Below are 26629 nucleotides of genomic sequence, written 5' to 3'. Positions count from 1 at the left end.
CAATACCATGACCCTCGACGACTTAAAAATAACCTGGAAGGCTTACGACGAAAAACTCCTGGCGCATCAGCAACTGACCGAGCGGATGATTATTCTGATGATCAAAGACCGGTCGAAAGGAACGCTAGCTAAAATGGCGCGTCATCTGCAAGTGGCCGGTGTTGTAATGACGGCTGTTATCGTTTTTTTCTCGGCGGCTATCATCGGCAATGCTTTCGATTATGAACGCTGGTATCTATACATCCCGTCGGTGATCTACATTGGTCTGGCGGTTGTTGCGCTGACGGTAGTGGTGAAAAATTACCGCAACCTGAGCCGCATCAGCTTAAGTCAGCAAAACCTCTATGATAGCCTGAAAACGGTTTTGGGCTGGCACGAAAAAGCCCAGGCTGCCTTATCAAAAGTCTGGATGTTGTGTCTGTTGGCCGGATTTCTCTTTACAATTTCCATGATTGCCCGAAAATTTGAAGCCTACAGCGCCTTGAAAATCAGCCTGGCCCTGGGGTCGCAAGCCGCCTTCATTCTGCTGTTTTACGGGCTGGCCCGGTGGCTTTTCAATGCCTTTGAAGACAAGATAGGCCTCGAATTAAAGGAGAACCTTCAGGAACTGGATCAGTTAAAATCCATTTTGTAACTGCTTAAACCTACCGTTCCCCCTCTCTTTGCCGCTGCTGGCTCCCGTTGCAAGTTAACTTACCCCGCAAAATCAGGTGTCTATCCCACGAAAATAGCCATTCGTCGAAAACCCGTATGTAAAGTCTGTACGCAAGCCTAAATTTGAGAGTATTTTTTGCATGAGTAATCGCTTCCGCTTATCACTTTCAGGCACCATCTGAGGGGCAAATTTTACCGTTCCACATATTCGCCAGAATGGCAGATAAATCGTTTATCTTATTGACTGAAGTTCGTAATATCTTTGTATAGTTCAATTCCATCTCGCCCCCTAAGGAACCTAACTGATCTTCATATAAAAATTATGAAAAATTTAATACTTTTTAGTATTATTTGCTGCTCCACACTTTCGTATGCTCAGCAACCTCCGGCCGGTCCTCCTCCAGGTGCCCGGCCCACCCCCGCCATCCCCGGAACCGTGAATCCCGATGCGCCCCGCGGTAACGGTAAAATTACCGGAGTATTAACCGATTCTACGACGAACAAACCCGTTGAATTTGCCACCATTGCGCTGATCAATGTGCAAACCGGCAAACCCGTTGACGGTACGACCAGCGACGAAAAAGGCAAGTTTTCTTTAACGAAACTCGTACCCGGCGAATACCGGCTTCAGGTTTCGTTTCTGGGGTATCAGAACAAAGAAACCCGCGTTCTGAAAATTGAGCGCGGTACGGACATCAACGTCGGAAACGTCGCGCTGTCGCCGGATGTGAAAACGCTTCAGGAAGTAAACGTAGTCGGTCAGGCGCAGATGATTGAAGAGAAAGTCGACCGGCTGGTGTACAATGCCGACAAGGACGTTACGAACAAAGGCGGTGATGCCGCCGAGGTGATGCGAAAAGTACCGATGCTGTCGGTCGATCTGGACGGAAACGTCAGTCTGCGCGGGAGCACCAACGTCCGGGTTTTGATCAACAACAAACCGTCAACGATTGTGGCCGCCAGCGTGTCCGACGCCCTGAAGCAGATTCCGGCCGACATGATCAAGTCGGTGGAGGTTATCACGTCGCCGTCGGCCAAGTACGATGCCGAAGGTTCCGCCGGGATTATCAACATCATCACCAAGAAAAACACCCTACAGGGCCTGACCCTGAACATGGATGCCGGTGTTGGAAACCGGGGCTCCAACCTGGGTCTGAACGGAAATTACCGCGCCGGGAAAATGGGCTTTTCGCTGGGTGGTTTTGGTCGCGCCAATTATAACATGAAAGGCAAGTTTGAGAACACACAACGGAGCTTTTTCGGCGATGTAACCACCGAAACCCGGCAAATGGCCGATTCGAGAAACCAGTTTCTCTTCGGAAACTACCAATTGGGTTTTGATTACGACATTGCCAAGAACCAGAGCCTGACGGCCAGCTTGCGCTACGGTGCCCAAAACGGAAAATCCTCGCAAAACCTGGCCACGGCCTTCTTCCCGGGCGGGCTGGTTTCCAGCGAAACGTCCCGCCGGGATGTGGATATTAAAAACCTGTCGGGAACCGTCGATCTGAACGTTGACTACACACGAACCTTCAAAAAACCACAGCAGGAGCTGAGCATTCTGACGCAATTCAGCCGCAACAACCGGACGAACGATTACGAAGCCGAACTGTTTGGCAACACGGCCATCATCACGGGCCGCGACCGCAACGACAACCTGAGTTATAACCAGGAATCGACCATTCAGATTGATTACCAAACACCAATCAAGACGAATCAGCAACTCGAATTTGGTGGAAAGGGAATTTTCCGGCAGGTTGACAGCGACTACAAATATTTCGTTTCAACCGGACCCGACGGTGCCTACGGCCAGGACCCGCTGCGCCCGAACAATGGTCTGGACTACAACCAGAATGTAGCCGGTACGTATGTGTCGTACACCTACACGTCGAAAAGTAAATATACCGTCAAAGCCGGAACGCGGTATGAATACACGGTAATCGATGCCAACTTCCGATCGGAAACACCGGGCCAGACCATCGACATTCCGAGCTACGGCAACCTGGTTCCGAGCATCAACATCTCGAAAGCCCTGAAAGGCGGCAAAACCGTGAAGGTGGCCTACAACCGCCGTTTGCAACGCCCCGGTATCCAGTTTCTGAACCCGAACGTAAATGCGTCCAATCCGCAGAACATTACCTTTGGAAACCCGTATCTGGAACCGGAACTGACCGACAACGTTGAACTGAGTTCCAGCGTTTTCATCAAGAAGACGTACCTGAACTTCTCACTATTTGCCCGCCGGACGGACAATTCCATCGAAAGCGTCCGGTCAACCACGCAGGATGGTGTCATTACGACAACCTACCAGAACATCGGCCATAAGGAGAATTATGGAGCCAATGTGTTCGGAAACATCACCCTGTTGCCGAAATGGCAGGTGGGCGGTGGTGTAGATACCTACTATTCATACATCACCAACAACAGCCCGACAGCTTCGCTGAATGCCAGCAATTCGGGCTGGGTAGTAACGGGCCGGTTGTTTACCAACCTGAGCCTGAAAAATGGCTGGGGTGTGCAGGGATTTGGGTTCATGCAGGGCCGGAGCGTGCAACTGCAAGGTTACCAGTCCGGCTTTGGATTCTACACGCTGGGGGTCAAGAAAGACTTCAAGGACAGCAAAGGACAAACGAAAGGCAGCCTGGGTCTGGCGGGCGAAAACTTTCTGGCCAATCGGTTTAAGATGCAAACCCAGCTTACTTCACCGACCTTCCAGCAGACCAACATCAATTACATTTACAACCGGGGTGTGCGCCTGACGTTCAGCTACCGGATCGGTAAAATGAGCTTCGACCAGCCCCAGCGCCGGAAAAAATCCGTCAACAACGACGACGTTAAAGACGGTGGCGGCCAACAAGGCGGTGAGAATAACCGGCAACGGTAATTGAGTTAAGAATAAAGAGTTAAGAGTTAAAAGTTGGCTGGCGCGTATGATCTGGCGGAGCCCTACTTTTAACTCTTAACTTTTAATTTTTAATTACAACATGGCTGCGCCGAAGACGCCTGCGCTGTCGCCGAGTTTGGGTTTCAGAAATTTGGTTTCCAGCCGGCCTTCGTTGAAGACGTACTTCTTAGCCCGTTCGACGCCTTCGGTATAGAGCAGATCAATGTTGCCAACACCTCCGCCCAACACGATGGCATCGGGGTCCAGCACGTTGATAATGACCGAAATGGCTCTGCCAAAATTTTCCAGCAGCCGGTCGACGGTTTGGCTTGCATACGGGTCCGAACCCGCGTAGTGACGCTCGACAATCTCCTTCATCTTCCGCTTTTCGCCACTAACGTCTTCGTAATACCGTTGCAGGGCCGGGCCGGAAAAAACCTGCTCGTTGCAACCCCGCTTGCCGCAGTAACACGGGTATCCGTTTTCTTCAAGAATAATGTGGCCCCACTCTCCCCCGATGCCCTGTAAACCGTTCTGCACAAAGGGCTGGCCGTCTTTTCCGCGAAAAACAACACCACCGCCAACGCCCGTGCCCATAATCACCCCGAAAACGGCGCGAAAATCCGGCACCACCTCCGGCACGGCCCCCATCGTAGCCTCCGCCAGAGCGAAGCAGTTGGCGTCGTTGGCAATCGACACCGGCACGCCCAGTGCTTTTTCCAGTTCCTGCGGTAACGGCATTCCGTTCAGGCAGGTCGTGTTACAGCCTTTCATAACGTGCCGGGCCGGATCAAAGGTACCGGGCGTTCCGAAGCCGATATGATCAGGCTGGTAACCGGTTTCGGCTCTGAGTAAACCGACTAATTTCGTAATCTGGCTTACAATGTGCCCATATCCTTTATCGGCCTCAGTATCAATACGTTTCCGAATAACGACGGCATCCGGCGAAGGTGCCGACAGCACCACGCCCTCAATTTTAGTTCCGCCTAAATCGATCCCCCAATAGGTTTGCATGAATGGATTCAAGAATTTTGACTCGCGAATTACGAAAAAAAGGAGTTAAGAAGTAAGAGTTAGGTGTGAAGAGTTGCCGACGCGCTTCCTGATAACCCCCAATTCGTAACGCTTAACGAATCACTCTCTCATGGCCTGGTACGATAATTTTTTTAACGGGTTGGTGCAGGAAGCCTGGAATGCGGCCCAAACCGACGAGCAAACCGAACTGGAATGCGATTTTTTGAACGATGTTCTCGAATTACAACCCGGTCAGCGGGTACTGGATGTGTTCTGCGGCCACGGTCGGCATGCACTCGAACTGGCCCGCATGGGCTACGCCGTGACCGGTATTGATATTTCAGCCGAGTCAATCGAAGCACTTCGAAAAGCCGCTAAAGCCGAGAAATTAGCTGTTGAAACCCATCTGGGGGACTTTCTGACCGTACCGCCAGGTGACGGTTTTCAGGCGGCCTACTGCCTGGGCAACAGCTTCAGCTTTTTTCCACATGATCAGATGCTGGCTTTTCTCCGAAAAATTGCGGAGTCTCTTGTTCCGGGTGGCCGGTTTGTTGCCGACACGGCCATGGTTGCCGAGAGCGTCTTACCCGATTTTCAGGAACGAAACTGGATGCAAATTGGTGACATTACGTTTCTGATGGAAAATGAGTACGACATCCACGAAAGTTGTATCAACGCCCAGTTGACGTATCTGCGGGATGGTCAGACCTTACAGCGTATGGCGAAACATTATGTCTATACAATGGCTGAGTTACAAAGGCTTTTTACACAGGCGGGTTTGATCCTTACCGATCGGTACAGCAGCCTGGATGGTTCGGACTTTCTACTTGGGGATGAACGTCTACTGCTGATTGCTCAAAAAACCGAGTAAATTACGGTACTCAGGGAGGCATTAATGGTAACATCTGAAAACGAATAAGTTAACAATATTATTCAGTGCAAACATTGAACTTTAACAAGAATAATTGCAATTTAATTAGATGATCTGACGAGTTATGTGTAGTTTAACGGCGATTTAACACTGTTAACTTGACAAAAAACCGAATGGAGACACTTGAGCGCAAACAACGCAGCCGGGAGCAAACCCGATCTGCTATTGTTCTGACTGCGAAAGACATCGCTCGCCGGGAAGGTTGGCAAGCCGTGTCAATTCGCAAGATTGCCGATGCCATTGATTACAGTGCCCCGATTGTCTACGAATATTTCGATAGTAAAGATATCCTGCTGGACGAAATCCGGAATGACGGCTTTCGTGAACTGCAACACGAATACGAACGGATCAAAAAGCTCTACCGTGATCCCGAAAAACGGCTGTTCGAAATGTCGGTTGCACAGTGGCAGTTTGCCATGCACCAGCCCGAAATTTACCAGGTCATGCACAACCTGAACGGTGCCTACTGCAATCGCCCCATTTGCGAATCCAGCGGAATGGAAGCGGTTAGTATACTGATTCGGGAGATCATTTTTACGTTTATTCCCAAGTCGCAGGAAAGCATCCAAAAGCTTTATTTTGAGTGGTGGTCGCTGTCGCACGGAATGATCAGCCTCGCCCTGATGCTGCGGGATCGGCAGTCGCTGGAATTATCGGAGCAGGTATACCGTGACTCCATCCGCCGGTTTGTCCGCGGACTGCGGTAAGTTCACCCTACCCGTTTTAATCAAACGTTACGTTGCTTTTTATCGGCAATGCTGAGATACGAGTGCCTTATTTTGCCGTTTTCTTCGTATCCGGTTTCGAGCGATCCCACGTTTGTTAAAGAAAGTTAACCGTTCACCATTTCGTTGAGAAGATGATTACCTTCACTCCCAACAAGCTGATTGTAGGGAGAATACCGTAAACCTTCTCACCATGAAACCGCTAACGATCGTTCTGGGCTTTCTGTTTCTGTTGCAGCAATCGGGTTTCAGTCAACGCTGGACGGTTCAGCGGGTCAGCCAGCAACTGCCCTTCCTGACCAAATTCCAGGTCATACCAACGGGAGATAGTCGGTATTATCTGACCGTGGTGCTGGATACATTACCACCAAACCACGTTCTGGCTGAAATATATACTCCTCAAAATGCCATTTACTGGAGCTACGTATTAAGTCGGTATTCAACCCTTGCTCCTCCTATAACAGCCCCACGGGAGTTTCATTTATCTACCCTCACTCCGGTACAACAAAGCACCTTTCTTAAGGACACGCTCAACACCTTAAATACCGTCTTACACCAGGCCCTGCAAAAAGACAGCGTGTTAAACCGCCATTTTCTGACCATGACGACCTATTACCTGCAAGCCAAAGGCACTGACGTGGAAGGATATACCGTACCGCCTAAAATTACGGTAACGATGCCCGAATTGATGCAAACCACAGCCCGGTTTTTTGAGTGGATCAAAGCGAGTGATGGTCAACACATACAATGGCAAATCAAACCTGGCAACGACCGAAGTGAAGTTAGCAATCGCCCCCTGTTGGAAGCATTTTGTAGTCAGGTCGTCTGGAAATTAACTGTGTCCCTTGCATGGACAACAGCTCCGCACGATACGGCCTTTGTAAATGAGCTCCGAAGCCTCGAAAACCGGTTAGCGCCCCTACCCGATTCGCCCGAAAACCGTCTCATCATCCGGCAGTCCATGCAGGACCTAATTGCTCGTAATGCGTTACTAGAAAAGGAGTTGCGCAAGGAATACGAGCGCCTGACTCCCTGGCTTGGCTTTGTTCTGGCCCACTAAAACCCGCCTATTCTTATCGTCAAGCCATCGCCGGACGGCTTTTTCACCGGTCTCCCCCATTCACCGACAGACGCCTGCGGTTTACCTGCATCGTTGGTGTTGGCGTATACAACAAAACGCCAACACCAACGATACCCGCGACGGGCGCAGCAACACCGGATGCGCTGGAATTTGAAACCCTTTCCAACGACGCCATTGCGCTGGTCAGGGAAGTGTAACAAGCTGGCCTTCAATCAAATCCGCCAGAACGGACTTCGTCGTGAAGCCCACCTGCCGGTTGACGAGCTGGCCGTCTTTAAACACCAGCAGGGTCGGCATATTCCGGACGTTGTAACGGGCCGTCACCGCCGGATTCATTTCGACGTCGATGGTAGCAACAGTGGCCGTACCGGCAAAATCACCGGCTAATTCATGAATAATAGGTTCGAGACGGCGGCAGGGCGGGCACCATTCTGCACTGAAATCAACGAGCATCACGCCCGGTTTTTCCAATAGAGCGTCCCAGTTTTGATCGGTCGCGTAAACCGCTTTGGTGTTTTCAATCGTCATCGTTGCGAATCGTTTGTTTTCTGTTGATTCCAATTGACGGGTAAAAATCACCCGGTATTCAAAAATTAATTGAGAAATTTCAGCTGATTTCCGAAGCCCGCTTCAACTGCTGGATGCACTTGTATTTCTGATTGACGGCGGTATGGCGGTTTTTCCAGCCCATCGTCACCATGAGGTGATCCATCGGCTCGTGCGAGAAGTAAATGGATTTGATCACGCGCTGGCAGTGGCCGGTAATACGGGCCATCCAGGCGTTAAGCCGTTCGTGCTGAACATCGGCGGACGCGGGCTCGTCCGTCATAAAATCTTGGGTATCCTGCAACGCAATCAGTTGCTCTTCCGGAATGGTCACCATCTTTTCATCCCGCAGCTTTTTCAGCCAGAGATTTCTGGCAATCGAAAACAGAAAGGTTTTTAGCGTTGATGTTAATTGAAAGCCGGGGGCAGTTACTTTTTGGTGGAGCAGAATCACCGATTCCTGAAAAACGTCTTCCGCATCCCCTTCGTTACCGTTGTTGCGCTGAATAAACCGGGCAACCGTCGGGTAATACTTTTTATAAACCCACTCGTAGGCCGACGTATCGCCCAACCGTAACAATTCCAGCAGGTTATGATCACAAATGCAGTTCATGGCAAATCCATTTAGCCTTTATACCACAAAGCCGCAAAGGATCACCCGATGGTTCCCGATTTTTTAACTTTTTAGGATTCGGCAGCCAGCGACCGGACTTCAATCTGGCTCGTGTGGTATACCAGCGAATACGGTTCGACGCTCTGGGTCAGCCAGACGTTACCGCCAATCACCGAATCATGTCCCACCACCGTCCGACCACCCAGGATCGTGGCATTGGCGTAAATGATGACGTTATCTTCGATAGTTGGGTGGCGCTTTTTCGACGCCATCGACTTGGCAACGTTCGTAGCACCCAGCGTAACACCCTGGTAGATTTTAACGTTGGAGCCGATAATGGCCGTTTCTCCAATCACCACGCCCGTACCGTGATCGACAAAGAAGGATGAACCAATTTTGGCGTTCGGGTGAATATCAATACCGGTATGGCCGTGGGCGTACTCGGTCATCATCCGGGGCAACAGGGGCACCTCCAGCCCCGTTAGCACGTGGGCAATACGGTATACGGCGATGGCGTAAAAACCGGGATAAATCGCAATCACCTCTTCCACGCCCGCAGCCGCCGGATCAAAGGCGGCAATGGCCTGTGCATCCAGCAGCAGGGCATCGTACGTGTCCGGCAGCCGGTCGAAAAACCGTTCCGCCGTCAAGTCCTTATCGACCGGCAGATGCTCTTCCAGCGGCTTCAGCAGACACCCCAACTGCCGGTTCAGCTCACGATACGTATCGGCGGTGCTGACCACAAATTGTTTGCAATCCTGGGTAATTGGAAACAGAAAACGAATCAGACTGTCGATGAACCGGCCCACATCCGGTTTGGAAGGCAAACGGTATCGAAAGCTGGCGTTTTGCGTAGCCATTCGTTCAAAGAAATGTTGCTGTTCGGCAGAAGTCATGAAGTAGCAGCTCAGTAAAAGTCTATAGAAAGAATCAATTCGATCGAGTAATAAAACCGTGGCCCAAAAAAAATCCTTCTTTCGAAGGGTCAACAGGGTAGACAAATACCGTAGACCGACTTCCCCGGTTTGAGGAACGACAACAACAGGCTGTGATTTGTCTGGTAATGAGCATGAAAACAACTTTCCCGGTAATCGGTTGAAAAAGAAACAAAAACAGTGCTAAAAAGTTCGTCTTTACCTTCTGGCTACAATCTTGATATGACGAAAGTACCGAACTTCATCAATACTTCGATGACATATTTAAAAAAAACGGCTGCAACGCTGATGGGCTCTCTGGCTGCAACGGTTGGCTTCGCCTTTCTGGTATCCCTGGCGTGTCAACCGGATGATGCAAATGGAGAGACAGCCACTGAGCCGACGGGCACCGAAACAACTGCACCCGTTGCCGTGCAGTTGCAAAATGCCTTCCCCAATCTGACCTTTAAACAGCCCGTCGAACTGACTCACGCAGGCGACGGTACCAATCGTCTGTTTCTGATTGAACAGGAAGGAAAAATTCGAATGTTTGAAAACAACACGGCGACCAAAACCGCCGAAACCTATCTCGACATAGTTAATAAGGTGGCTTCGGGCGGAGAAATGGGCCTGCTGGGACTGGCTTTTCACCCCAATTTTAAGCAGAACGGGTACTTTTACGTTAATTATACGAAAAACAATCCCCGCGAAACCGTTATTTCCCGGTTTAAAGCGTCGCCCACGGCCAACCGTGTCGATCCCGCTACCGAAACGGTTCTGCTCAAGTTTGCGCAACCGTATTCCAATCATAATGGCGGTAAACTGGCCTTTGGACCCGACGGCTTTCTGTACATTGCTACGGGCGATGGCGGCAGTGGTGGCGACCCGCAGAACAACGGCCAGAATTTGAAGACCTATCTGGGAAAAATGCTGCGCATTGACGTGGACAAAACCGATAAAGACCATTACGGTATTCCGGCTGACAATCCGTTTGTAGGCAATGCCAACGCTCTTCCGGAAATTTTCGCCTATGGTCTGCGCAACCCCTGGCGCTTTAGTTTTGATCGGGAAACCGGTCAGCTCTGGGTGGGCGACGTAGGACAGAACCTACTCGAAGAAATCGACATCATCAAAAAAGGCGGTAACTACGGCTGGCGGCTCAAGGAAGCCCAGGAGTGTTTTAATCCGAAAAACGATTGCAACCAGGGCCAGCTCATGGACCCCATTCACCAGTACCCTCGTGGCGAGGGCATATCGGTTACGGGCGGAGTGGTATACCGAGGAAGCAGTACACCCACGTTGAAAGGAAAATACCTCTATGCTGATTTTGGCAGCGGCAAGGTGTGGGCGCTGAGTTTTGAAGACGGCAAGAAAACGGGCAATCAATTGCTTAGCAGCCAGGGCGGATCGGTTTCGGCTTTTGGAGAAGACGCCCGGCAGGAAGTGTACTTACTGGACTACAGCAGCGGCACCATTAAGCGCTTTACTACCAATTAATCACTTCCGTTTTCGACGCTAGAATTATCGACAGATTCCGGTAGGGGTCTGTTTTTTTTTAGCGTATTTTCTGTAGATTGGTCGCTATGAACGCCAACCCATCCGCCATGTATACGACAACGATTCACACGCCGGTCGGATTTGCTGTCATCAGCGGCAACGAAGACGGTATTACGAGCGTTCGATGCAGCGACCAACCCGGCCCGGACTCGGCATTTGTGCCCGCCGTGCTGCACAAATGCGCGCGGCAACTGGAAGAATATTTTCAGAACCGCCGTAAGTCGTTTGACCTCCCGCTTTGTCCGCAGGGCACCCCTTTTCAGCGGTCGGTCTGGCAGATGCTGGTTGAGGTACCCTACGGCAAAACCATGTCGTATCTGGCACTAACCCGGCGCCTGGGCGACGAAAAAGCCATTCGGGCGGTGGCTGCGGCCAACGGCAAAAACCCCATCTGGATTATTATTCCGTGCCACCGAATCATCGGTTCCAACGGTGATCTGACGGGGTATGCGGGCGGTCTGGGCCGAAAAAAATGGCTACTGGAACACGAACAGATTGCCAACGGCCAGTTGAGTTTATTTTAAAGCTGGCTTACGGTTTCGTGATTTAGTATATCATTTCTGTTGACTAACACGTTTTTTAAGAATACCGGTTCTGGCGGTGGCGACCCTCCGTAAACCGTATTCCATAAATGATTCAAATGTAGCTTAATCTGTTGCGTGAGAGTATTTCCTAGCATTCTGTTTCTCCTGCTTCTTTTCAGTCTTTCGGGCTGTTTTCGTCGCTGGCGGATGAGCGACCGTCAGATTCAGAAGCACTTTGCCCATCGGGCGGTCAAGCCTACTTTTTTTACCATCGAAAACGACAGCCTGAAGCTGCACGTCGCCAGCATTGGTGCAGACACCCTGCCTCCCCTGCTGCTGATTCATGGGGCGCCGGGTTCGTGGTACGGTTACCTCCGTATGTTTGACGATAGCTTGCTGCATACTAAATTTCACATTCTGTCCGTTGACCGGCCGGGCTACGGCAAATCCCGGAAGGGCCGCAAAGCCATCACGTCCCTGACCCGACAGGCCCAGTGGATTGCCCACGCGCTGAACCTGAATCATTCGGGCAAACGGGCTATTGTGCTGGGTCGCTCGTACGGCTCACCGGTGGCGGCCCGGCTGGCGATCATGTATCCAAACCGGGTGAAACACCTCTTTCTGATTGCCTCTCCGCTCGACCCCGACAAAGAGAAGTTTTTCTGGTTTTCGAAATGGGGCAAAATGGCTCCCGTCAAGCTCTTTCTGCACCGGCATCTCAACCTGGCGACCGCCGAAAAATACACCCACGTTGCCGAACTGCGCCAGCTTCGTCCTTTATGGTCCAAGCTAAACGTGCCGGTTACGCTGGTGCAGGGCGGTAAAGACTGGCTGGTAGACCCGGCCAATCTCGATTTTGCTAAAAAGGTACTGATGGGCAAACCGGCGGAATATATTTTTCTCCCCGAAGCCGGTCACATGATCACCAGTTCTCACGCTGATATGGTCAAAAGTCTCATTCTCCGTAGCGGCAGTTATCGACCGCCGAAAAGTAATGAGGTCTCGGCCAATTAAGGATACCAGCCTAAAGCCTATCTTTGCCCGCATTCCTTTTTACGCTATTCCAATCGTTTAATGATCTTACTCGACACCATTCAGGCGGCCCACGATCGCATCCGGGCACACATTCACCGAACGCCCGTTCTGACCAATCAGACCATCAACAGCCTGAGTGGCGCGGATATCTATTTTAAACCGGAGAATTTGCAGAAAATCGGGGCCTTTAAAGCGCGGGGCGGTCTGAATGCGGTTCTGCACCTGTCGGAACTGGAACGGTATCACGGTCGCACGCTGGGCCCGGTTACGACCCACTCATCGGGTAACCACGCTCAGGCCGTTGCCTTTGCGGCCCGGCAGGTGGGTACAACGGCTTATATCGTGATGCCGCGCACAGCCCCGCAGGTCAAAAAAGATGCCGTTCGGGATTATGGAGCCGAAATCATCGAATGTGAACCTACGCTTGAGGCCCGGGAAGCCGGGGTGCTGGAAGTGATCGGGCGCACCGGGGCTACCTTAATCCATCCGTTTGACGACGACCGCGTGATTGCCGGGCAGGCAACGGCCGCCAAGGAATTGATCGAGGATGTGGGGTTGGATCAACCGTTCGACGTGATCATGACGCCGGTTGGTGGGGGCGGTTTGCTGAGCGGAACGGCCTTGATTACCCATTTTCTGAGTCCGGAAACCCTCGTCATTGCCGGAGAGCCAGAAGGCGCAGCCGATGCGGTTTTGTCGTTCCAAAGTGGCCGGGTGGAAAAAGCGCCGTACATCAACACCATCGCCGATGGGTTGATGACCAGCCTCAGCGAACGAACGCTGGGCTACATCCGCGAACACGTCACGGATGTTCTGACGGTTTCGGATTCCGAAATTGTGGCCGCCATGCGACTCGTCTGGGAACGAATGAAACTCGTAATCGAACCGTCGAGCGCGGTTCCGCTCGCGGCTTTACTCAAACACAATGAGCGGTTTGCCGGTCAGAAAATGGGCATCATCTTAAGCGGTGGGAATGTCGATCTGGGCAGATTGCCGTTTTAACCCTTCGCCTTTGCGGAATTAAACCCCGAAACGGTTTCAGCCGGATACAACTGATTCGTCAACTGAACGAATTCGCTGTAATTCGTGGGCTTAAACCGTAGAGCACCGGGGCCTAACTCGTTGATACGCAAATTATGGTTGGTTTCGAAGGACGAACTTAGCAGAACGGTGGGAATGGTGCGGAACCGACTGCTGTGTTTCAACCGTTTCAACGTCGTGATGCCGTCCATTACCGGCATATTCAGGTCCAGGATAATCAAATCCGGCACATCATAATAATCCGCCAGATGATCCAGTAATTCCTGCCCATCCGAAAATCCAAACAACAGACAACCGGGATGGTGTTTCTGAAACGCCTGCCAAAGCATGGAGCAATCATCGTCGTCGTCATCGACAATAAAAATCATACGGTGTTTCAACGACATACTAAATCTGTTTTTTAGTTAAATGGACTGCAACAAGATAGCCGACTCAGTAACTGAATCGGCTAATCGCTTTCTACCTAAAACGCTAAAGAAAACACTACTATAAAAGGAAGACTATAGACAAAAAAGCAAGGACAAAAGTGTTAAGATACCTTCTCCAGCCCTTTGTCAGCTACTTCTACCTGAAGATTAGCCGCTGGGATGCAGCCGCCCTTTTCGCTTTAACTGCTGTCTGCACCACCGCAGGAGTTGCAAACGTTCCGGCGGAGAAAGCCACCTCAGTAGCTTACGCAACTCTTTTCGGAACAGCCGCCGGTCGAAATCTACTTTGTTCAGTACACACTGACTATATTCAAACCAGGACATTTTTCATAAGGGTTAGTCTTAGTACAAAGATGCCATCCCAAGCTTAAATACGCATTAGAAGTGGATTAGAAAAAAATTAGATTTTTTTCTAAAAAAATAGCCGGCCTCCAAGAAGAGACCGGCTATCGAAATCACCTGAAATTAGCAATTACTCGCTAAAACTTCTATCTAACACTAAGATTGTAATGTCAATAAAATCAGGGCAACCCCTTATCGGTTAAGGGTACCTTCTACGCGTATGCTCGTTTGGATTTCTCCTAAAATAGACGAACCGCACTGAGAAGAAATATGCCAGGTTTGCCGCCTGTCGTGCCGTGTTTCTCCTACAAAATAGGCACCGCAGCATTAGAAAAGGCTTAGAGTAATCTTAGAAAAAAGTTAATTTTTTCAACCTTCGAGCGGTTGCGGCTCCCGACGCCACGGTTTGACGGTGGCCGGAGCCTTGCGGTAGAAATACCGGTACAAGATCGGAAAAACAAGCAGCGTCAATACCGTCGCCGTGATCAGCCCGCCAATCACCACAATCGCCAGCGGTTTCTGGGTTTCCGAGCCAATGCCGGTTGAGACAGCCGCCGGAAGCAAACCGATGGCCGCCATCAGGGCCGTCATCACCACAGGCCGGATACGCGACTGCACCCCCTGCCGGATGGCCTCGTCGAGCGGCAGGCGATGAGCCCGGTTCTGGTTGAAAACCGATACCAGAATAACCCCGTTCTGCACGCAGATTCCGAACAGGGCAATAAAGCCCACACCCGCCGAAATCCCGAAATTCATCCCCGTAATGTGGAGTGCCAGAATGCCGCCCATCAGGGCAAACGGTACGTTGAGCAACACCAGCCCGGCATCCTTGGCACTGCCAAACATCACGAACAGAATGACGAAAATGGCCGCCAGACAGATCGGAACCACCTGCGCCAGCCGGTCGGTAGCCCGGACCTGATTTTCAAATTCTCCCGTCCAATTGACCGAATAGCCTTTCGGCAGCTTTTTCAGTTTCTGCTCCACTTTGCGCTGGGCCTCGGCAATGGTGCTGCCTAGGTCGCGCTCCCGAACGGAAAACTTCACCCCAATAAACCGTTTGTTCAGGTCGCGGTAGATGAAGGCGGGTCCGGTGGTTTTGTGCAGGGTAGCAATCTCACTGAGCGGTATTTTCCCCCCGTGGAGGGTCGGCACCATCAGGCGCATGATGTCGTCCTCGGTTTTACGGTAATTCTCGGCGTAGCGCAGCCGGATGTCAAACCGGCGCTCGCCCTCGTACAGAATCGACGCGGTTTTCCCCCCAATGGCCATTTCGATCACGGCCTGGGCGTCGGCGGTCGAAACACCGTAGAGCGCCATTTTGTGGTCGTGAAACAACACACTGATTTCGGGCTGACCGATGTTGCGCAGAATCCCGACGTCTTTGATACCGGGCACATCTTTGATGGCGTCGATCACTTCGTTCGCCAGCCCGTTGAGGGTGTTGAGGTCTTCGCCAAAAATCTTGACGGCATTGGACGCGTTCATCCCGGCCACGGCTTCGGCCACGTTGTCAATGATCGGCTGCGAGTAATTGTAGTTAATGCCCTGAAACTGTTTGAGTTTTCCGTCCATCTCCTCAATCAGCTCGTCGGTCGTGATCTTGCGGGTCCAGTCGTCCTTCGGTTTTAGGTTGACCTGCATCTGCACGTAATAAAATCCGGACGGATCGGTGCCGTCATTGGAGCGGCCCGTCTGCGACAAAACGCCGTTTACCTCCGGAAATTCCATCAGTTTTTTGCGCAGCACCCGCACCATTTTGGTCGTTTCGCTCAGGGAAGAACTCATCGGCAGCTTGGCTTCCACCCACAAGGCCCCTTCGTTAAGCTGCGGTAAAAACTCGGTTCCTAACAGCGTGGCCGAAAAAAACGTGAGCCCCAGGGATACCGTCGCCAGCAGAAAACTCAGCCGTTTGCGGGCATAGCACCACTCAAAACCGGCGGTAACGGTCCGGTCGAAAAACCGAACGATGAAGTTATTTTTCTCCCGAACGTTTTTCCGTAGCAGAATGGAGCACAGCACCGGTACCAGTGTCAGCGTAAAAATCAGCGCACCCAACAGGGCAAAACCGAGCGTCCAGGCCAGCGGAGAAAACATTTTTCCTTCCACTTTCTGGAACGAGAAAATCGGTAACAGCGCCGTAATGATGATGAGTTTGGAAAAAAACACGGCTTTGCCCAGTTCGCCCCCGGTCTTTTTGATCAGGCCGAGCTTACTCATCCGGTTGAAGCGCTCCATGCCTTTCCTGTGCGCCAGGTGGTCGAGCGAGACAAAAATCCCCTCCACCATCACCACCGCCCCGTCAATGATAATCCCGAAATCAACCGCCCCCATCGACAGCAGGTTGGCCGACATACCCCGCAGCTTCAGACACATAAACGCAAACAGCAGCGCCAGCGGAATGATGATGGAAACGATGACGGTGGTCCGCCAGTCGGCCATGAAAATAAAAACGATCACCGTCACCAGAACAATGCCTTCCGTCAGGTTGTGCATAACCGTGCGCGTACAGAACGCAATGAGGTTATCGCGGTCATAGAACGTCACCATTTTGGTATCGGCGGGCAGAATGCGGGTGTTCAGCTCCTCAATCTTGTCTTTTACCCGCTTCAGGACCTCGCTCGGATTTTCGCCTTTCCGCATCACCACAATGCCTTCCACCACATCGTCGTTATCGTTAAGGCCCACCTGCCCCACGCGCGGCAGACTCGACTCGGCCACCTCGGCCACATTCCGGACCAGCACGGGGTTGCCGTTCAGTTCCTGAATAATGATGTTTTCAATGTCGGCAATGGACGTCAACAGGCCCACCCCCCGCACCACGTAAGCCTGCCCGTTGCGCTCAATGACATCCCCCCCGACGTTGATGTTACTGCGCGTGATGGCCTGGTAAACTTCTAGCGGAGTCAGGTCGTATTTTGTTAGCTGGGAGGGGTTCGCCCGGATTTCGTAGATTTTTTCCTGCCCCCCAAACGCCACCACATCGGCCACGCCGGGCACGCTGCGCAGTTGCCGGTCGATTACCCAGTTGTGAAGGGTCAGCAGTTCGCGGCTATCGCGGGTTTTGCTTTCGAGCGTAAAGCGGAAGATTTCACCGGTCGGCCCGTAGGGCGGCTGCACATCAGGTTCGACGGTTTCGGGCAGGGTTACGGTTCGAAGCTGGTTATTGACCTGTTGCCGGGCGAAAAAATCCTCTACGTCGTCCTCAAAAATGATTTTGATAACCGATAGCCCGAACATCGTAATGGACCGCACGTTCGTTTTGCGCTGCACCGAGTTCATGGCGACTTCGATGGGCACGGTTACAAACCGCTCCACTTCCTCGGCACTCCGGCCATTCCATTCCGTGACGACAATGATCTGCGTATTCGTAACGTCTGGAAACGCTTCGAGGGGCGTATTCAGGTAACTGACCACCCCGGCGATGATAAGCCCGGCGGTCAGAAAGAAGATAAAGAACCGGTTCTTGAGCGAAAAACCGACAATATTTCGAATGAATTTATCCATGAAAATAAGAGGGACGGAAGGCTTCGGGCGTGGGCAACAAGCGAAAATGGTGTGGATATAGCGATTGGTCTGCCGATGCCCACGCCCAAAGCCGCACCTTAATCGTTAAGCGCGTCGTATACCAGCAGTTGATTCTTCGAGATGACTTTCTCCCCCGGTTTCAGACCCGAGCTGACGTAGGCAATATCTCCCAGAAATTTATGGATCTGGACTTCACGGGTTTCAATGTCGGAGCGACTCCGGAACACCATGGTGTAGTATTTGGAATTATCAAAAATAACCGCGTTTGACGGTACGGAAGCCATGCGCTGGCCTTCGTCAAACCGCAGCGACACCGTTGCGTGCATTTCGGGTTTGAGCTTCATGCCCTCATTTTGCAGCCGGATTCGAATGGTCATGGCTTTGGTTCCGGGATCAAGCACGCTGAAGATCTTATCAACCCGCCCGTTAAATCGCTGATCGGGGTAGCTCAGCGTCTGCACGCTGGCGGCCATTCCGGCTTTGACGCGGCCAATGTCGCTTTCGTTCACATTCGCCAGCACCCAGACGTCGCTGATCTGGCCGACGGTAAACAGATTGTCTGCATTATCGGACCGAAGCTGCATCTCCCGGTTAACATTTTTCTCGATCACAAACCCGTCAATCGGCGCCCGGACGATGTAGGTCGGCGTTTTGCCCAGGCCGTAAATCCGAAAGATTTCCTTTACGCGGGCCAGTTCGGCCTGAGCAGTTTCTACGTCTTTCCGGGCAGTGATTACTTCGCGCTGGGAGTTCAGCTTGCTTTCGAACAGGTCTTCGGCCACGCTCAGGTTTTTCTGGGCCAGCAAAAGGTCCGACTGCGCCTGAATCATCTGACGCTCAAAATCAGCTACTTCGCCCGAGCGAATCACGGCCAACTGCTGACCTTTCTTCACAAAATCGCCCAGTTCCACATCCACTTCCTCCACTACGCCACCCACCAGCGGAAACACTTTAATGACCTTGTTTTCGTCGGCGGCCACCTTGCCAACCAGCGTCAGTTCACTCCGGACCGGGAGCGTCGTGACGGTATCCAGCCGAATACGGTTCATCATCGTATCCGACATCATAAAAGCCTGCGCTTCTTCGGCTTCCGGTTTCTGATGGCAGGCCGTCGCCAGGCCGATCATTCCCAAAAACACATAACTAACCACTGATTTCATCCTCATTTTCAATTAAATAATTCCTCTCCCACGACATAATTCAATTCTTCGTACGCACTAATGCGGTCGGCTTTGAGCCGATTCAGTTCCCGGGTGCTTTCGTTATACGTTTCGATGAGGTCGATAAACTCCAGCAGCGAGATGTTATGTTTCTGAAAGTTGGTAAACAGCCCCTGATTCAGTTGCTCGAACTGCTCTGAAAACCGGGATTCGACCGATTGCACCGTCTGCTCCACTTCCTGCACTTTTTGCAGGGCGGCCAGGACTTCGTTACCCACCTGAACGGTTTTCTGAGTCTGGAGCTGCTTCTGGTAATTGATCTGACTACGGGCGGCTTTGATGGCCCCCTGGTTGCGGTTTAAAAACGGCAGGTCCATGCTCACCGAAACGCCGAGGTAATTGGGTATGTAGCTTCCGGCCTGATCGTAGGTTCCGCCGACGCGCACATCCGGCACCGCCAGGGATTTTTGCAGATTATAGTTCAACTCCGATTGCCGGGTAAGCGACTGGCTCGCCAGCACATCGGCGCGGTGGCGCAGGGCCATATCCCGCAGCGAGTCAACCGGCTGGCTGGGCAAACGGTATTGCCGCAACTGCGCTTCATCGACCACCGGCAGAATGGGCTGATCAATGGACAGCAACGTCCTCAGCACCTGCTGATTTTCGGTTTGCCGAAGCCGGATTTCCAGCCGGTCGTTGTTCAACTGGAAAAGCAGTGCCTTAAGCCGGAGCAACTCCCGCAGCGACACGTTGTTTTTGTCGTACTGCCGTTCGAAAGCCGTTACAGTACTCTGTAAGGTGCTGATCTGCCGATCGTAACGTCCGAGCGTCTGTTGCTGAAAATAAAGCTCGAAAAACCGGCTGCGCAGTTCAAACCGGAGGGAACGCAGCAAATCCGCAAACTCGTATTCGTTGAGTTTGGCTGATTCCTGGGCCAGCGCAATCCGCTTGTTGCGTTTGCCGGCCGTGTACAGCAGTTGCTGAACGGAGATGATTTTCTGCCCCTGACGCCCCACATCCAACGCGCGCTGTCGTTCGATGTTGTAGGCACTCACCTCGACCGAAACCGTGGGATTGTCATACAAACTGGCCTGGATGATTTCCGCCTGCCCGGCTTCGATGCGAAACCGCCCGGCCAGCAGCAGCAGATTGTTTTTGATAAAAAGGCTATCCGCCTGCCGACGGCTCAGACGGAGCGAATCCTGCGCCCGACCACTCCCGGAAAACAGGCAACACAGAGAAATAATGATTAAAAAACGCATTCAGATCGATTGCACATTGCGGCTGCAAGATTCATCAATCCGTGTTAGAAGACCGTTAAAAGCAAATTAGAAAGAAGTTAAAGACTTGTTAAAAAAAGATTAGAACGACCTTTTGAGGGTACTCTTGCTGACTGACGATGCCGCCCCTACAAGCTTTTCAGGCTTGTAGGGGCCGGTTGCTGGGCATGGGAGCTTATAGGTGGGCTAACTGCACGGTAAACTGGCTCCCTTCATTTGGACGGCTTTTGACGGTAATCTGGCCCTGATGCAACTCGATGATGCGCTGACAGATGGAAAGGCCAATGCCGAAACCGTCATACCCGGCTGCGGTGGCGGTGCGGTAAAACGGCTCGAAAATACGCTCGGTGTCTTCCGGGTTCATACCGATGCCTTCATCACTGACGCTCACCGAGCAGGATTTCTCATCGGTCCGGATCCGGACCCGGGCCGTGTGGTCAGGCGAGTATTTGCAGGCGTTATCCATCAGGTTCAGCAGCACCCGCTTTAACAGTTCTTCATTTCCCGAAACCGTCGTTGCGGTTTCCGACTGGGGTAGGTTTTCGTAATCAAATTCAATCCGGTAGCGTGGCTGGGCACTCAGCAGTTCATCCCGCGCCAGCAGAATGACTTCCTCCATCTGAACCGGTTCCAGCGGCATCTGGCTGATGTTTTCGAGCGTACGGGCGAGAAATAACAAACTGTTCGTCAGCGCAATAAGCCGATCTGCATCCGACAGTAAATTAGTCAGAATATCGCCGTATTCGTCCGGATTCAGCCGACGGCGCAGGCCCAGTTGAATTTCGGATTTGAGGGCCGCCAGCGGGGTGCGCAGTTCGTGGGAAGCATGGGATACAAAGCTGCGCTGTTGCTCAAAAGCCTGTTCGAGCCGCTCCAGCACGGCGTTGAAGTTAACGGCCAACTGATCGATTTCGTCCTTCCGATCCCCTTCGTCGAGCCGTTGCCGCAGGTTTCGGGCCGTGATCGTCGAGATTTGCGTGTTAATTTCCCCAATGGGTCGGAGCGATTGCCCGGCGAAAAAAATACCCAGGCCAACGGTCAGACCGATACCACCCATCAGGCACCAGATGAGCGTCATCCGCAGGTTTATCTGCTTACTCCGCCCCACCCGGTCGTAAGCCGAAGCCAGCACCACCAGTTTGCGCCCGCCTTCATCATAAAATAAACCGACGAGCTGGTTTTCATCGCTCCAGGTTTCAACTTCCTTTGCTTCCCGAACCTCATCGAGTAAACTGCGCTGGTAATGAATGATGTGGTCATCCACGCTGGCATAAATCAGCTTGTTGCGTTCATCGAATACCAGCACTTTCTCGTCGTACAGAGCCGTCAGCGTGTTCCGATCGATGATTTTCAACAGGTTCTGATCAATTTCCTTGACCTGAACCAGAAACCGGGCGGTGGTCCGGGCCTTCTTTTTCAGCCGTTCGTAGAAGTCCTCACGGCTGTAGGCGGCTGTCGTAAAATATATAATAAGGCAAAAACCCAGGAGGATGGAGGCTACAATGAGCGAAAACTGGAGCGCAATCCGGGTTCTGATTTTCATCTTATTCTGCTTTTAACAGATAGCCCATACCGGCCCGGGTGTGAATGAGTTTCGGTTCAAAATCCCGGTCAATTTTTTTACGCAGGTAGTTGATATACACCTCCACCACATTCGTACCGGGATCAAAATTCAGGCTCCAGACTTTTTCCGCCAGATCCATTTTGGAAACCACCCGGCCCCGGTTCCGAACGAGGTATTCAAGGAGCGCAAACTCCCGGGCGGTCAGTTCAATCAGGGTATTGTCGCGCCGGACCTGCTTGGTCGAAATGTTAATTTCGAGGTTGGCAATGCGCAATACCTCATCGTTCAACGCTTTATCGAGAAAATCCACCCGCCGGAAACAGGCCGCAATCCGGGCGTTCAACTCCCGAAAATCGAACGGTTTGACCAGGTAATCGTCAGCTCCGCGTTCCAGCCCTTCCACCTTATCTTCGATTTCGCCCAGTGCCGTCAGCATGATGATGGGCACATACGGTTTTTCGGCCCTGACATTTCGGCAGATTTCGTAGCCGTTCAGACCCGGCAGGTTAATGTCCAGAATAATCAGATCGAAGGGTTTATTCAGCGCCAGATCGCGGCCGTTGTAGCCTTCATAAGCCACCTCCGTCTGATACCCCTCTTCCATCAGGCCGCGGCTGATGTTCTGGGCAATCCGGCGGTCATCTTCAACGATCAGAATAGATTTCATACGGTTCTTGAATCGACAATTAGCAAAGATAACGTCAGACGAACCACGCACGGTTCGTCAAGCTGTATTTCTAAGCGTATTCTAATGCCAGAGCAGCCAGATTTACAACCCCGAAACGAGCCATCCGGATCGGGAGGCTTTTATCGGAATCGACTCAGGGCCAGCTCAGGGTAATGGACGGTTGGCGGGAAAATTCGTTTTTGATCTGTAACTGCCCCTGGCTGCGTTTCATCAGTTCTGCCGAAAGAAGCAGGCCGGGGCTGGAGCTTTGTTTCCCCTGCGGCAATAGGGGTTCATCCGAAGTCACTCCCTGCCCGATGTTGGTAATAATAAGTTCGGTTCGGACGGGTTCGTGCCGTAGACTGATCAAAATGACGCCATTCGCCAGGGCTACACTGATGGCGTAATACAGGCTGTTGCGCAGGATCAGCGTGATCAGAATTTCGTCGATCAGCCGGGTAGCTACCTGCTCGTCGAATTTGATAACCAGACTTTTCTGGCTAATTAATCCGTCGAACTCTTCGATAACTTCCCTCATCAGATCTGCCAGGTTAACCAGGCGCGGAAAAAGCGGCAGTTCGTTCTGCTGAATCAGTGACCAGTAAATGATATTGTCCAGCCGAAGGTTCAATTCCTGCACCGACCGCTCAAAACGAGCCAGTTCCGGCAAGTGCCCGGCTTTTGATTTGAGCAGCACAAGCTCATTCGTCAAATTGGCGACAGGACTCCGTAAATCATGCCTGATGTCTGAAAAAAAGGCATTCTGACGCTGCGCATCGTGTTGCAGTTGCGCAACCTGTGTTTCCAACTCCTTTTTCTGACTGATCAAGACCTTTTGTCTGGCTTGAAGCTGATACAGCCGATATGCCAAAAGACCCAGCAAAGCCAGTGCAATGGCGGTCCCCAGAAAACCGAATTCCGCCGTAGAAGACAGGATGGGTATGGTCACCTGACAAACGGCCGGATTGCTCACACTGAGCAGAAAGACAACCGAAAGCGAAAAAGCCCCTTTCTCGTTCATAAATCTCATTCTCACATACAACTCATCTGCTCCTTAGGCTACGATGCCGTGTTTGGCAGATGGGAAGCCACACTCTGGGCCAGTTTATAGTATAAATCTTCCAGTTTGAACGGTTTACTGATGTAGTCGTTCATGCCGCTTTCCTTAATCCGGGCAATAACCTCGGTCGATATGGCCGCCGTCAGCGCAATGATCGGAATTCCGGCTTTTTGCGGATCGGCTAACTGGCGAATTCGTTCGGCGGTTTGAAAACCGTTTAGTTCGGGCATTTGAATATCCATCAGAATAATATCATACTGATTTGTTTCCATCAGTTCGAGCACCTGCCGACCGTCTTCCGCTACGGTCAGTTCGATGCCCCAGCGAGTCAAAAGCCGCTCCATCAGCGTGATATTCATGGCATTATCTTCAGCCAGCAATACCCGCACCTGCTCCAGACTCTGCGGCACTGCGGTTATTCCATTCGCCGGGGTTTCTTGCAGCGGGCTGGTTTTGTAGTGGAGATCGAAGTAAAACTGCGTTCCGTGCTGCGGCTGACTCTTTACATGAATCGCGCTGTGGTGCAGTTCCAGCAAATGTTTGACAATAGCCAGGCCCAGACCCGTTCCGCCAAACCTGCGGTTGACCATACTGGACGCCTGGACGAAAGGCTCAAAAATCATCTTTTGCTGCTCATCACTGATGCCAATACCGGTATCGGTAACAGTAAAACGGATGTCGAGGGAATCGGCTTGCCGGGCCACCACCCGGGCGGTCAGGGCAACACTCCCCTGCTGCGTAAACTTGATGGCATTCCCTACCAGATTAAACAGAATCTGGGTGAGCCGGGTCGGATCGCCGAGAACATTTTGCCGGGTTAACTCCGGATCAACCGACAGCTCGAAGAGAAGCCCTTTCTCGTACGCTTTGGGCGCCATACTGGCGCTGGTATCGTCAAGTAACCTGGGCAGGTGAAACGGAATGGTTTCCAGTTCGACCTTTTTCAGGTCTATTTTATTAAAATCCAGAATATTGTTGATGAGCGAGAGCAGACTTTCCGCCGAAAACCGCAGGATATTTAGATTTTCTTTCTGGGTTTCGCGCGGACGGTCGGCCAGCAGCAGGTTGGTCATGCCGATAACGGAGTTGAGCGGAGTTCTCAGTTCATGCGACATCGTCGACAGGAAGTTAGATTTGGCTTGCAGCGACTCCTGAAGCTGGTTATTCAGGCTTTGTCCCTGCTGAATAGCGCCGTAGAGAGCCCGGTGAAAATAATAGCTTGAACCAACCAGAACGGCAAAATTGATAATGGTCATCAAGACATATTTCAGCGTAACAGGCTCCTCGGAAAAGACGTTGAAAGGCGTAATGACTCCGCTCATACCAATCAGTCCGATCAGGTAAGGCATCAGACTCAGAATGGAATAAATAAAGCCCCAGTTTCGACCTAATCCGAAAAAAGCAGACAACATAAACAGAACCAATTGGAGGTGGGCATTAATCCCCCAGGTCAATTTATGCTTATAAAACGCATACCATAAAACAAGAATGGTGGAGACCTGCAAAAAGTGAATCAAACTATAAATTCGCCTGGGTCGGGCCAGCAGTATTTTCAGAACAATCAGCGAAACCAGGAAGATGCGAATCTGTTTGAACATGGCCGGCTGATCGCCTGCCTGGTAAAACGTGGCGATGGCAAGCAGGAGTTTGGGAATATTCATGATAAACATGAAATAAAAAATCCGTACTTGCTCCTTCATCAAGGGCTCTGTAACGCTATTCAGCGTTTTGGCCAGTGACCAGTTCCAAAGGGGTAATTTTGTATTCATAGGTAATTCTGACACATAAAATTATCTTAAATCAGATTCCGGGCTTTCAGAATCTGTTATGGATGTAGCTCATTTGATCAAAAATAGGGTAGATGTCAGCAGGATGCGAGGTGTACAACGGTATATTCTTCGGCCTAACGGCCTTTCAAGGGACTGCTAAAGGGATGAAAGATATTGGAAACAATACAAAGATAGCCTTAAAACTCAAAACAATGCTAATACGGGAAAAGCCTGTCCGATATCAAACAAGATTTTGCCCGTATTATACAATCTGGCTGCTATCCAGCCAATCAAACGACCGAGTCGTTTGCCGTCAACCAAACAAGCGGGTCAACTGACCAGACCTGCCTTTTTCAGCATGGCCCGCAGGGTCTGCAAATCGGTCTGCATGGCCTGATACACTTTTTCGCGGGGAATGGTAATATCGCGTTTGCCCTGATCGGCTCCGCCCAGCGGGTATTCGAGGTGCAGCGAAATCGGCACCCGGACGTTCAATTGTTTGAGCAGGGCAAAATACGCCGGAAAATCGACCATCCCCTGCCCCAGCGGTACGCTTACGGCCTTCCATTTACCGTCCACTTTTTCCCAGATCACATCCTTCACCGCAATAAACCGGATGTGCGGGTGAATCATTCGCAACCCCGTCGGCCAGGAGGTTCCACCCTCGACCGTCGCGTGCCGAATGTCGTACTGGCAGCCCAGACCCGGGCTGTTGATTTCCTCCAGAACCGTCGCCAGATCCCAGACCGCCGATCCGAAATTGGTCCCCGCGTGGTTTTGATACGCACCCGCCAGGTTCAGCCGCTGGTTCAGTTTGGCCAGTTCACCCAGTTGCTGCCGACACTGTTTGAGGGCATTCGGCATGGACTGATTGGCCGGATACGGCAGCCAGCCGGTGCGGTAATACCGGATGCCCTGCTGGCTGGCGGTTTCCAATACCGTTCGGCTAACGGCATCGTCGGCTTTTACCACCGCCGTAGTCATCAGCGACGCCCGCAGGTTCCGCTGTTGGAGGGCTTGTACAGCTTTGGGTAAATCCTCCCGAACGCGGGCGGGCTCCACGTGGCCGTCGGGCCGCACCGTCAGGTCCACCCCGTCGAAACCCAGGTCGGAAGCCGTAGCCGCCAGTTCGGTATACGGCAGAAAATGAAGGTGTTTGGAGAAAATATGAACGCTGAAAGGCTTCTCGTCGGCGAGTGGCGGCAAACTGGCCATCGCCCCGGATAGCGGGCCAACCAGACCAGTCGCCAGGAGCCCTTTTAACAGTTCACGTCGTTGAAGCGGAGCGGACATGGCATTTCGTGAATGAGTT

General features: G+C 51.8%; 23 protein-coding genes. 9 read left to right on the top strand and 14 right to left on the bottom strand.

The window, feature by feature from the left end; translation table 11 throughout:
- Positions 1–7: 7 nt before the first annotated feature.
- Together LX87_RS21280 and LX87_RS21275 are read left to right on the top strand one after the other, a co-directional pair.
- Positions 8–634: a hypothetical protein gene (locus tag LX87_RS21280; RefSeq protein ID WP_111630282.1), complete on the top strand. Its 627-nt coding sequence runs from the start codon at positions 8–10 to the stop codon at positions 632–634.
- Between the two features lie 342 nt (positions 635–976).
- A complete protein-coding gene (locus LX87_RS21275) occupies positions 977–3538 on the top strand; it encodes a TonB-dependent receptor (RefSeq protein WP_111630281.1) in 2562 nt (853 codons plus the stop codon).
- A 93-nt stretch (positions 3539–3631) separates the two neighbouring features.
- Here LX87_RS21275 and LX87_RS21270 read toward each other — a convergent pair whose 3' ends face one another.
- The gene (locus LX87_RS21270; protein WP_111630280.1) at positions 3632–4552 is read right to left on the bottom strand and encodes an ROK family protein; all 921 of its coding nucleotides are present in this window, start codon (positions 4550–4552) and stop codon (positions 3632–3634) included.
- A 130-nt stretch (positions 4553–4682) separates the two neighbouring features.
- On the opposite strand from LX87_RS21270, the gene LX87_RS21265 reads away from it, so the two are divergent.
- From LX87_RS21265 to LX87_RS21255, 3 genes are all read left to right on the top strand, one after another.
- Positions 4683–5423, top strand: a complete 741-nt coding sequence (locus LX87_RS21265) for an SAM-dependent methyltransferase (RefSeq protein WP_111630279.1) — start codon at positions 4683–4685, stop codon at positions 5421–5423.
- Between the two features lie 173 nt (positions 5424–5596).
- Complete coding sequence (locus LX87_RS21260; RefSeq protein ID WP_111630278.1) at positions 5597–6190, top strand: TetR/AcrR family transcriptional regulator; 594 nt, start codon at positions 5597–5599, stop codon at positions 6188–6190.
- Positions 6191–6401: 211 nt separating this feature from the next.
- Entirely contained in the window at positions 6402–7268 is an 867-nt protein-coding gene (locus LX87_RS21255; RefSeq protein ID WP_111630277.1) for a hypothetical protein, read from the top strand.
- Positions 7269–7472: 204 nt separating this feature from the next.
- Here the strand turns inward: LX87_RS21255 and LX87_RS21250 are convergent, their stop codons facing one another.
- From LX87_RS21250 to LX87_RS21240, 3 genes are all read right to left on the bottom strand, one after another.
- Complete coding sequence (locus tag LX87_RS21250) at positions 7473–7817, bottom strand: thioredoxin family protein (RefSeq protein ID WP_111630276.1); 345 nt, start codon at positions 7815–7817, stop codon at positions 7473–7475.
- Positions 7818–7896: 79 nt separating this feature from the next.
- Positions 7897–8448 (bottom strand): RNA polymerase sigma factor, encoded by a 552-nt coding sequence (locus LX87_RS21245; RefSeq protein WP_111630275.1) that lies wholly within the window; start codon positions 8446–8448, stop codon positions 7897–7899.
- 71 nt (positions 8449–8519) lie between these two features.
- The gene (locus LX87_RS21240; RefSeq protein ID WP_111630502.1) at positions 8520–9344 is read right to left on the bottom strand and encodes a serine O-acetyltransferase; all 825 of its coding nucleotides are present in this window, start codon (positions 9342–9344) and stop codon (positions 8520–8522) included.
- Positions 9345–9638: 294 nt separating this feature from the next.
- Between LX87_RS21240 and LX87_RS21235 the strand changes: the two genes are divergently transcribed.
- The 4 genes from LX87_RS21235 (at position 9639) to LX87_RS21220 (ending at position 13480) form a co-directional block, all read left to right on the top strand.
- Positions 9639–10859: a PQQ-dependent sugar dehydrogenase gene (locus tag LX87_RS21235; RefSeq protein WP_229310757.1), complete on the top strand. Its 1221-nt coding sequence runs from the start codon at positions 9639–9641 to the stop codon at positions 10857–10859.
- A 107-nt stretch (positions 10860–10966) separates the two neighbouring features.
- Positions 10967–11443, top strand: a complete 477-nt coding sequence (locus LX87_RS21230) for a methylated-DNA--[protein]-cysteine S-methyltransferase (protein ID WP_111630274.1) — start codon at positions 10967–10969, stop codon at positions 11441–11443.
- A gap of 135 nt (positions 11444–11578) precedes the next feature.
- Positions 11579–12457, top strand: coding sequence for an alpha/beta fold hydrolase (locus LX87_RS21225; RefSeq protein WP_229310756.1), 879 nt, complete (start codon positions 11579–11581; stop codon positions 12455–12457).
- Between the two features lie 60 nt (positions 12458–12517).
- Positions 12518–13480 carry a threonine ammonia-lyase gene (locus LX87_RS21220; protein ID WP_111630272.1) on the top strand — a complete coding sequence of 321 codons (963 nt, stop codon included), beginning with the start codon at positions 12518–12520 and terminating at the stop codon, positions 13478–13480.
- Here LX87_RS21220 and LX87_RS21215 read toward each other — a convergent pair.
- The 10 genes from LX87_RS21215 to LX87_RS21170 all read right to left on the bottom strand — a co-directional run bounded on the left by LX87_RS21215 (position 13477) and on the right by LX87_RS21170 (position 26610).
- Positions 13477–13887, bottom strand: a complete 411-nt coding sequence (locus LX87_RS21215) for a response regulator (protein ID WP_211325347.1) — start codon at positions 13885–13887, stop codon at positions 13477–13479. The two genes, LX87_RS21220 and LX87_RS21215, sit on opposite strands and share 4 nt — an antisense overlap.
- A gap of 207 nt (positions 13888–14094) precedes the next feature.
- The gene (locus LX87_RS28990; protein ID WP_211325346.1) at positions 14095–14271 is read right to left on the bottom strand and encodes a hypothetical protein; all 177 of its coding nucleotides are present in this window, start codon (positions 14269–14271) and stop codon (positions 14095–14097) included.
- Positions 14272–14658: 387 nt separating this feature from the next.
- A complete protein-coding gene (locus LX87_RS21210; RefSeq protein ID WP_111630270.1) occupies positions 14659–17796 on the bottom strand; it encodes an efflux RND transporter permease subunit in 3138 nt (1045 codons plus the stop codon).
- A gap of 98 nt (positions 17797–17894) precedes the next feature.
- Positions 17895–18977 carry an efflux RND transporter periplasmic adaptor subunit gene (locus LX87_RS21205; protein WP_111630269.1) on the bottom strand — a complete coding sequence of 361 codons (1083 nt, stop codon included), beginning with the start codon at positions 18975–18977 and terminating at the stop codon, positions 17895–17897.
- Positions 18978–18985: 8 nt separating this feature from the next.
- Positions 18986–20239, bottom strand: a complete 1254-nt coding sequence (locus LX87_RS21200; RefSeq protein ID WP_111630268.1) for a TolC family protein — start codon at positions 20237–20239, stop codon at positions 18986–18988.
- A gap of 193 nt (positions 20240–20432) precedes the next feature.
- Positions 20433–21800 carry a sensor histidine kinase gene (locus LX87_RS21195; protein ID WP_111630267.1) on the bottom strand — a complete coding sequence of 456 codons (1368 nt, stop codon included), beginning with the start codon at positions 21798–21800 and terminating at the stop codon, positions 20433–20435.
- 1 nt (position 21801) lies between these two features.
- Positions 21802–22488 (bottom strand): response regulator transcription factor, encoded by a 687-nt coding sequence (locus LX87_RS21190; RefSeq protein ID WP_111630266.1) that lies wholly within the window; start codon positions 22486–22488, stop codon positions 21802–21804.
- Between the two features lie 154 nt (positions 22489–22642).
- Positions 22643–23509 (bottom strand): sensor histidine kinase, encoded by an 867-nt coding sequence (locus LX87_RS21185; protein ID WP_111630265.1) that lies wholly within the window; start codon positions 23507–23509, stop codon positions 22643–22645.
- Positions 23510–23547: 38 nt separating this feature from the next.
- Positions 23548–25317, bottom strand: a complete 1770-nt coding sequence (locus LX87_RS21180; RefSeq protein WP_111630264.1) for an ATP-binding protein — start codon at positions 25315–25317, stop codon at positions 23548–23550.
- Between the two features lie 330 nt (positions 25318–25647).
- Complete coding sequence (locus LX87_RS21170; protein ID WP_111630262.1) at positions 25648–26610, bottom strand: sugar phosphate isomerase/epimerase family protein; 963 nt, start codon at positions 26608–26610, stop codon at positions 25648–25650.
- Between the last annotated feature and the right edge of the window lie 19 nt (positions 26611–26629).

Source organism: Larkinella arboricola (assembly GCF_003259745.1).
GTDB lineage: Bacteria > Bacteroidota > Bacteroidia > Cytophagales > Spirosomataceae > Larkinella > Larkinella arboricola.
The sequence above is the reverse complement of the archived record's forward strand: the minus strand, read 5'-3'. Positions and strand labels throughout refer to the sequence as shown.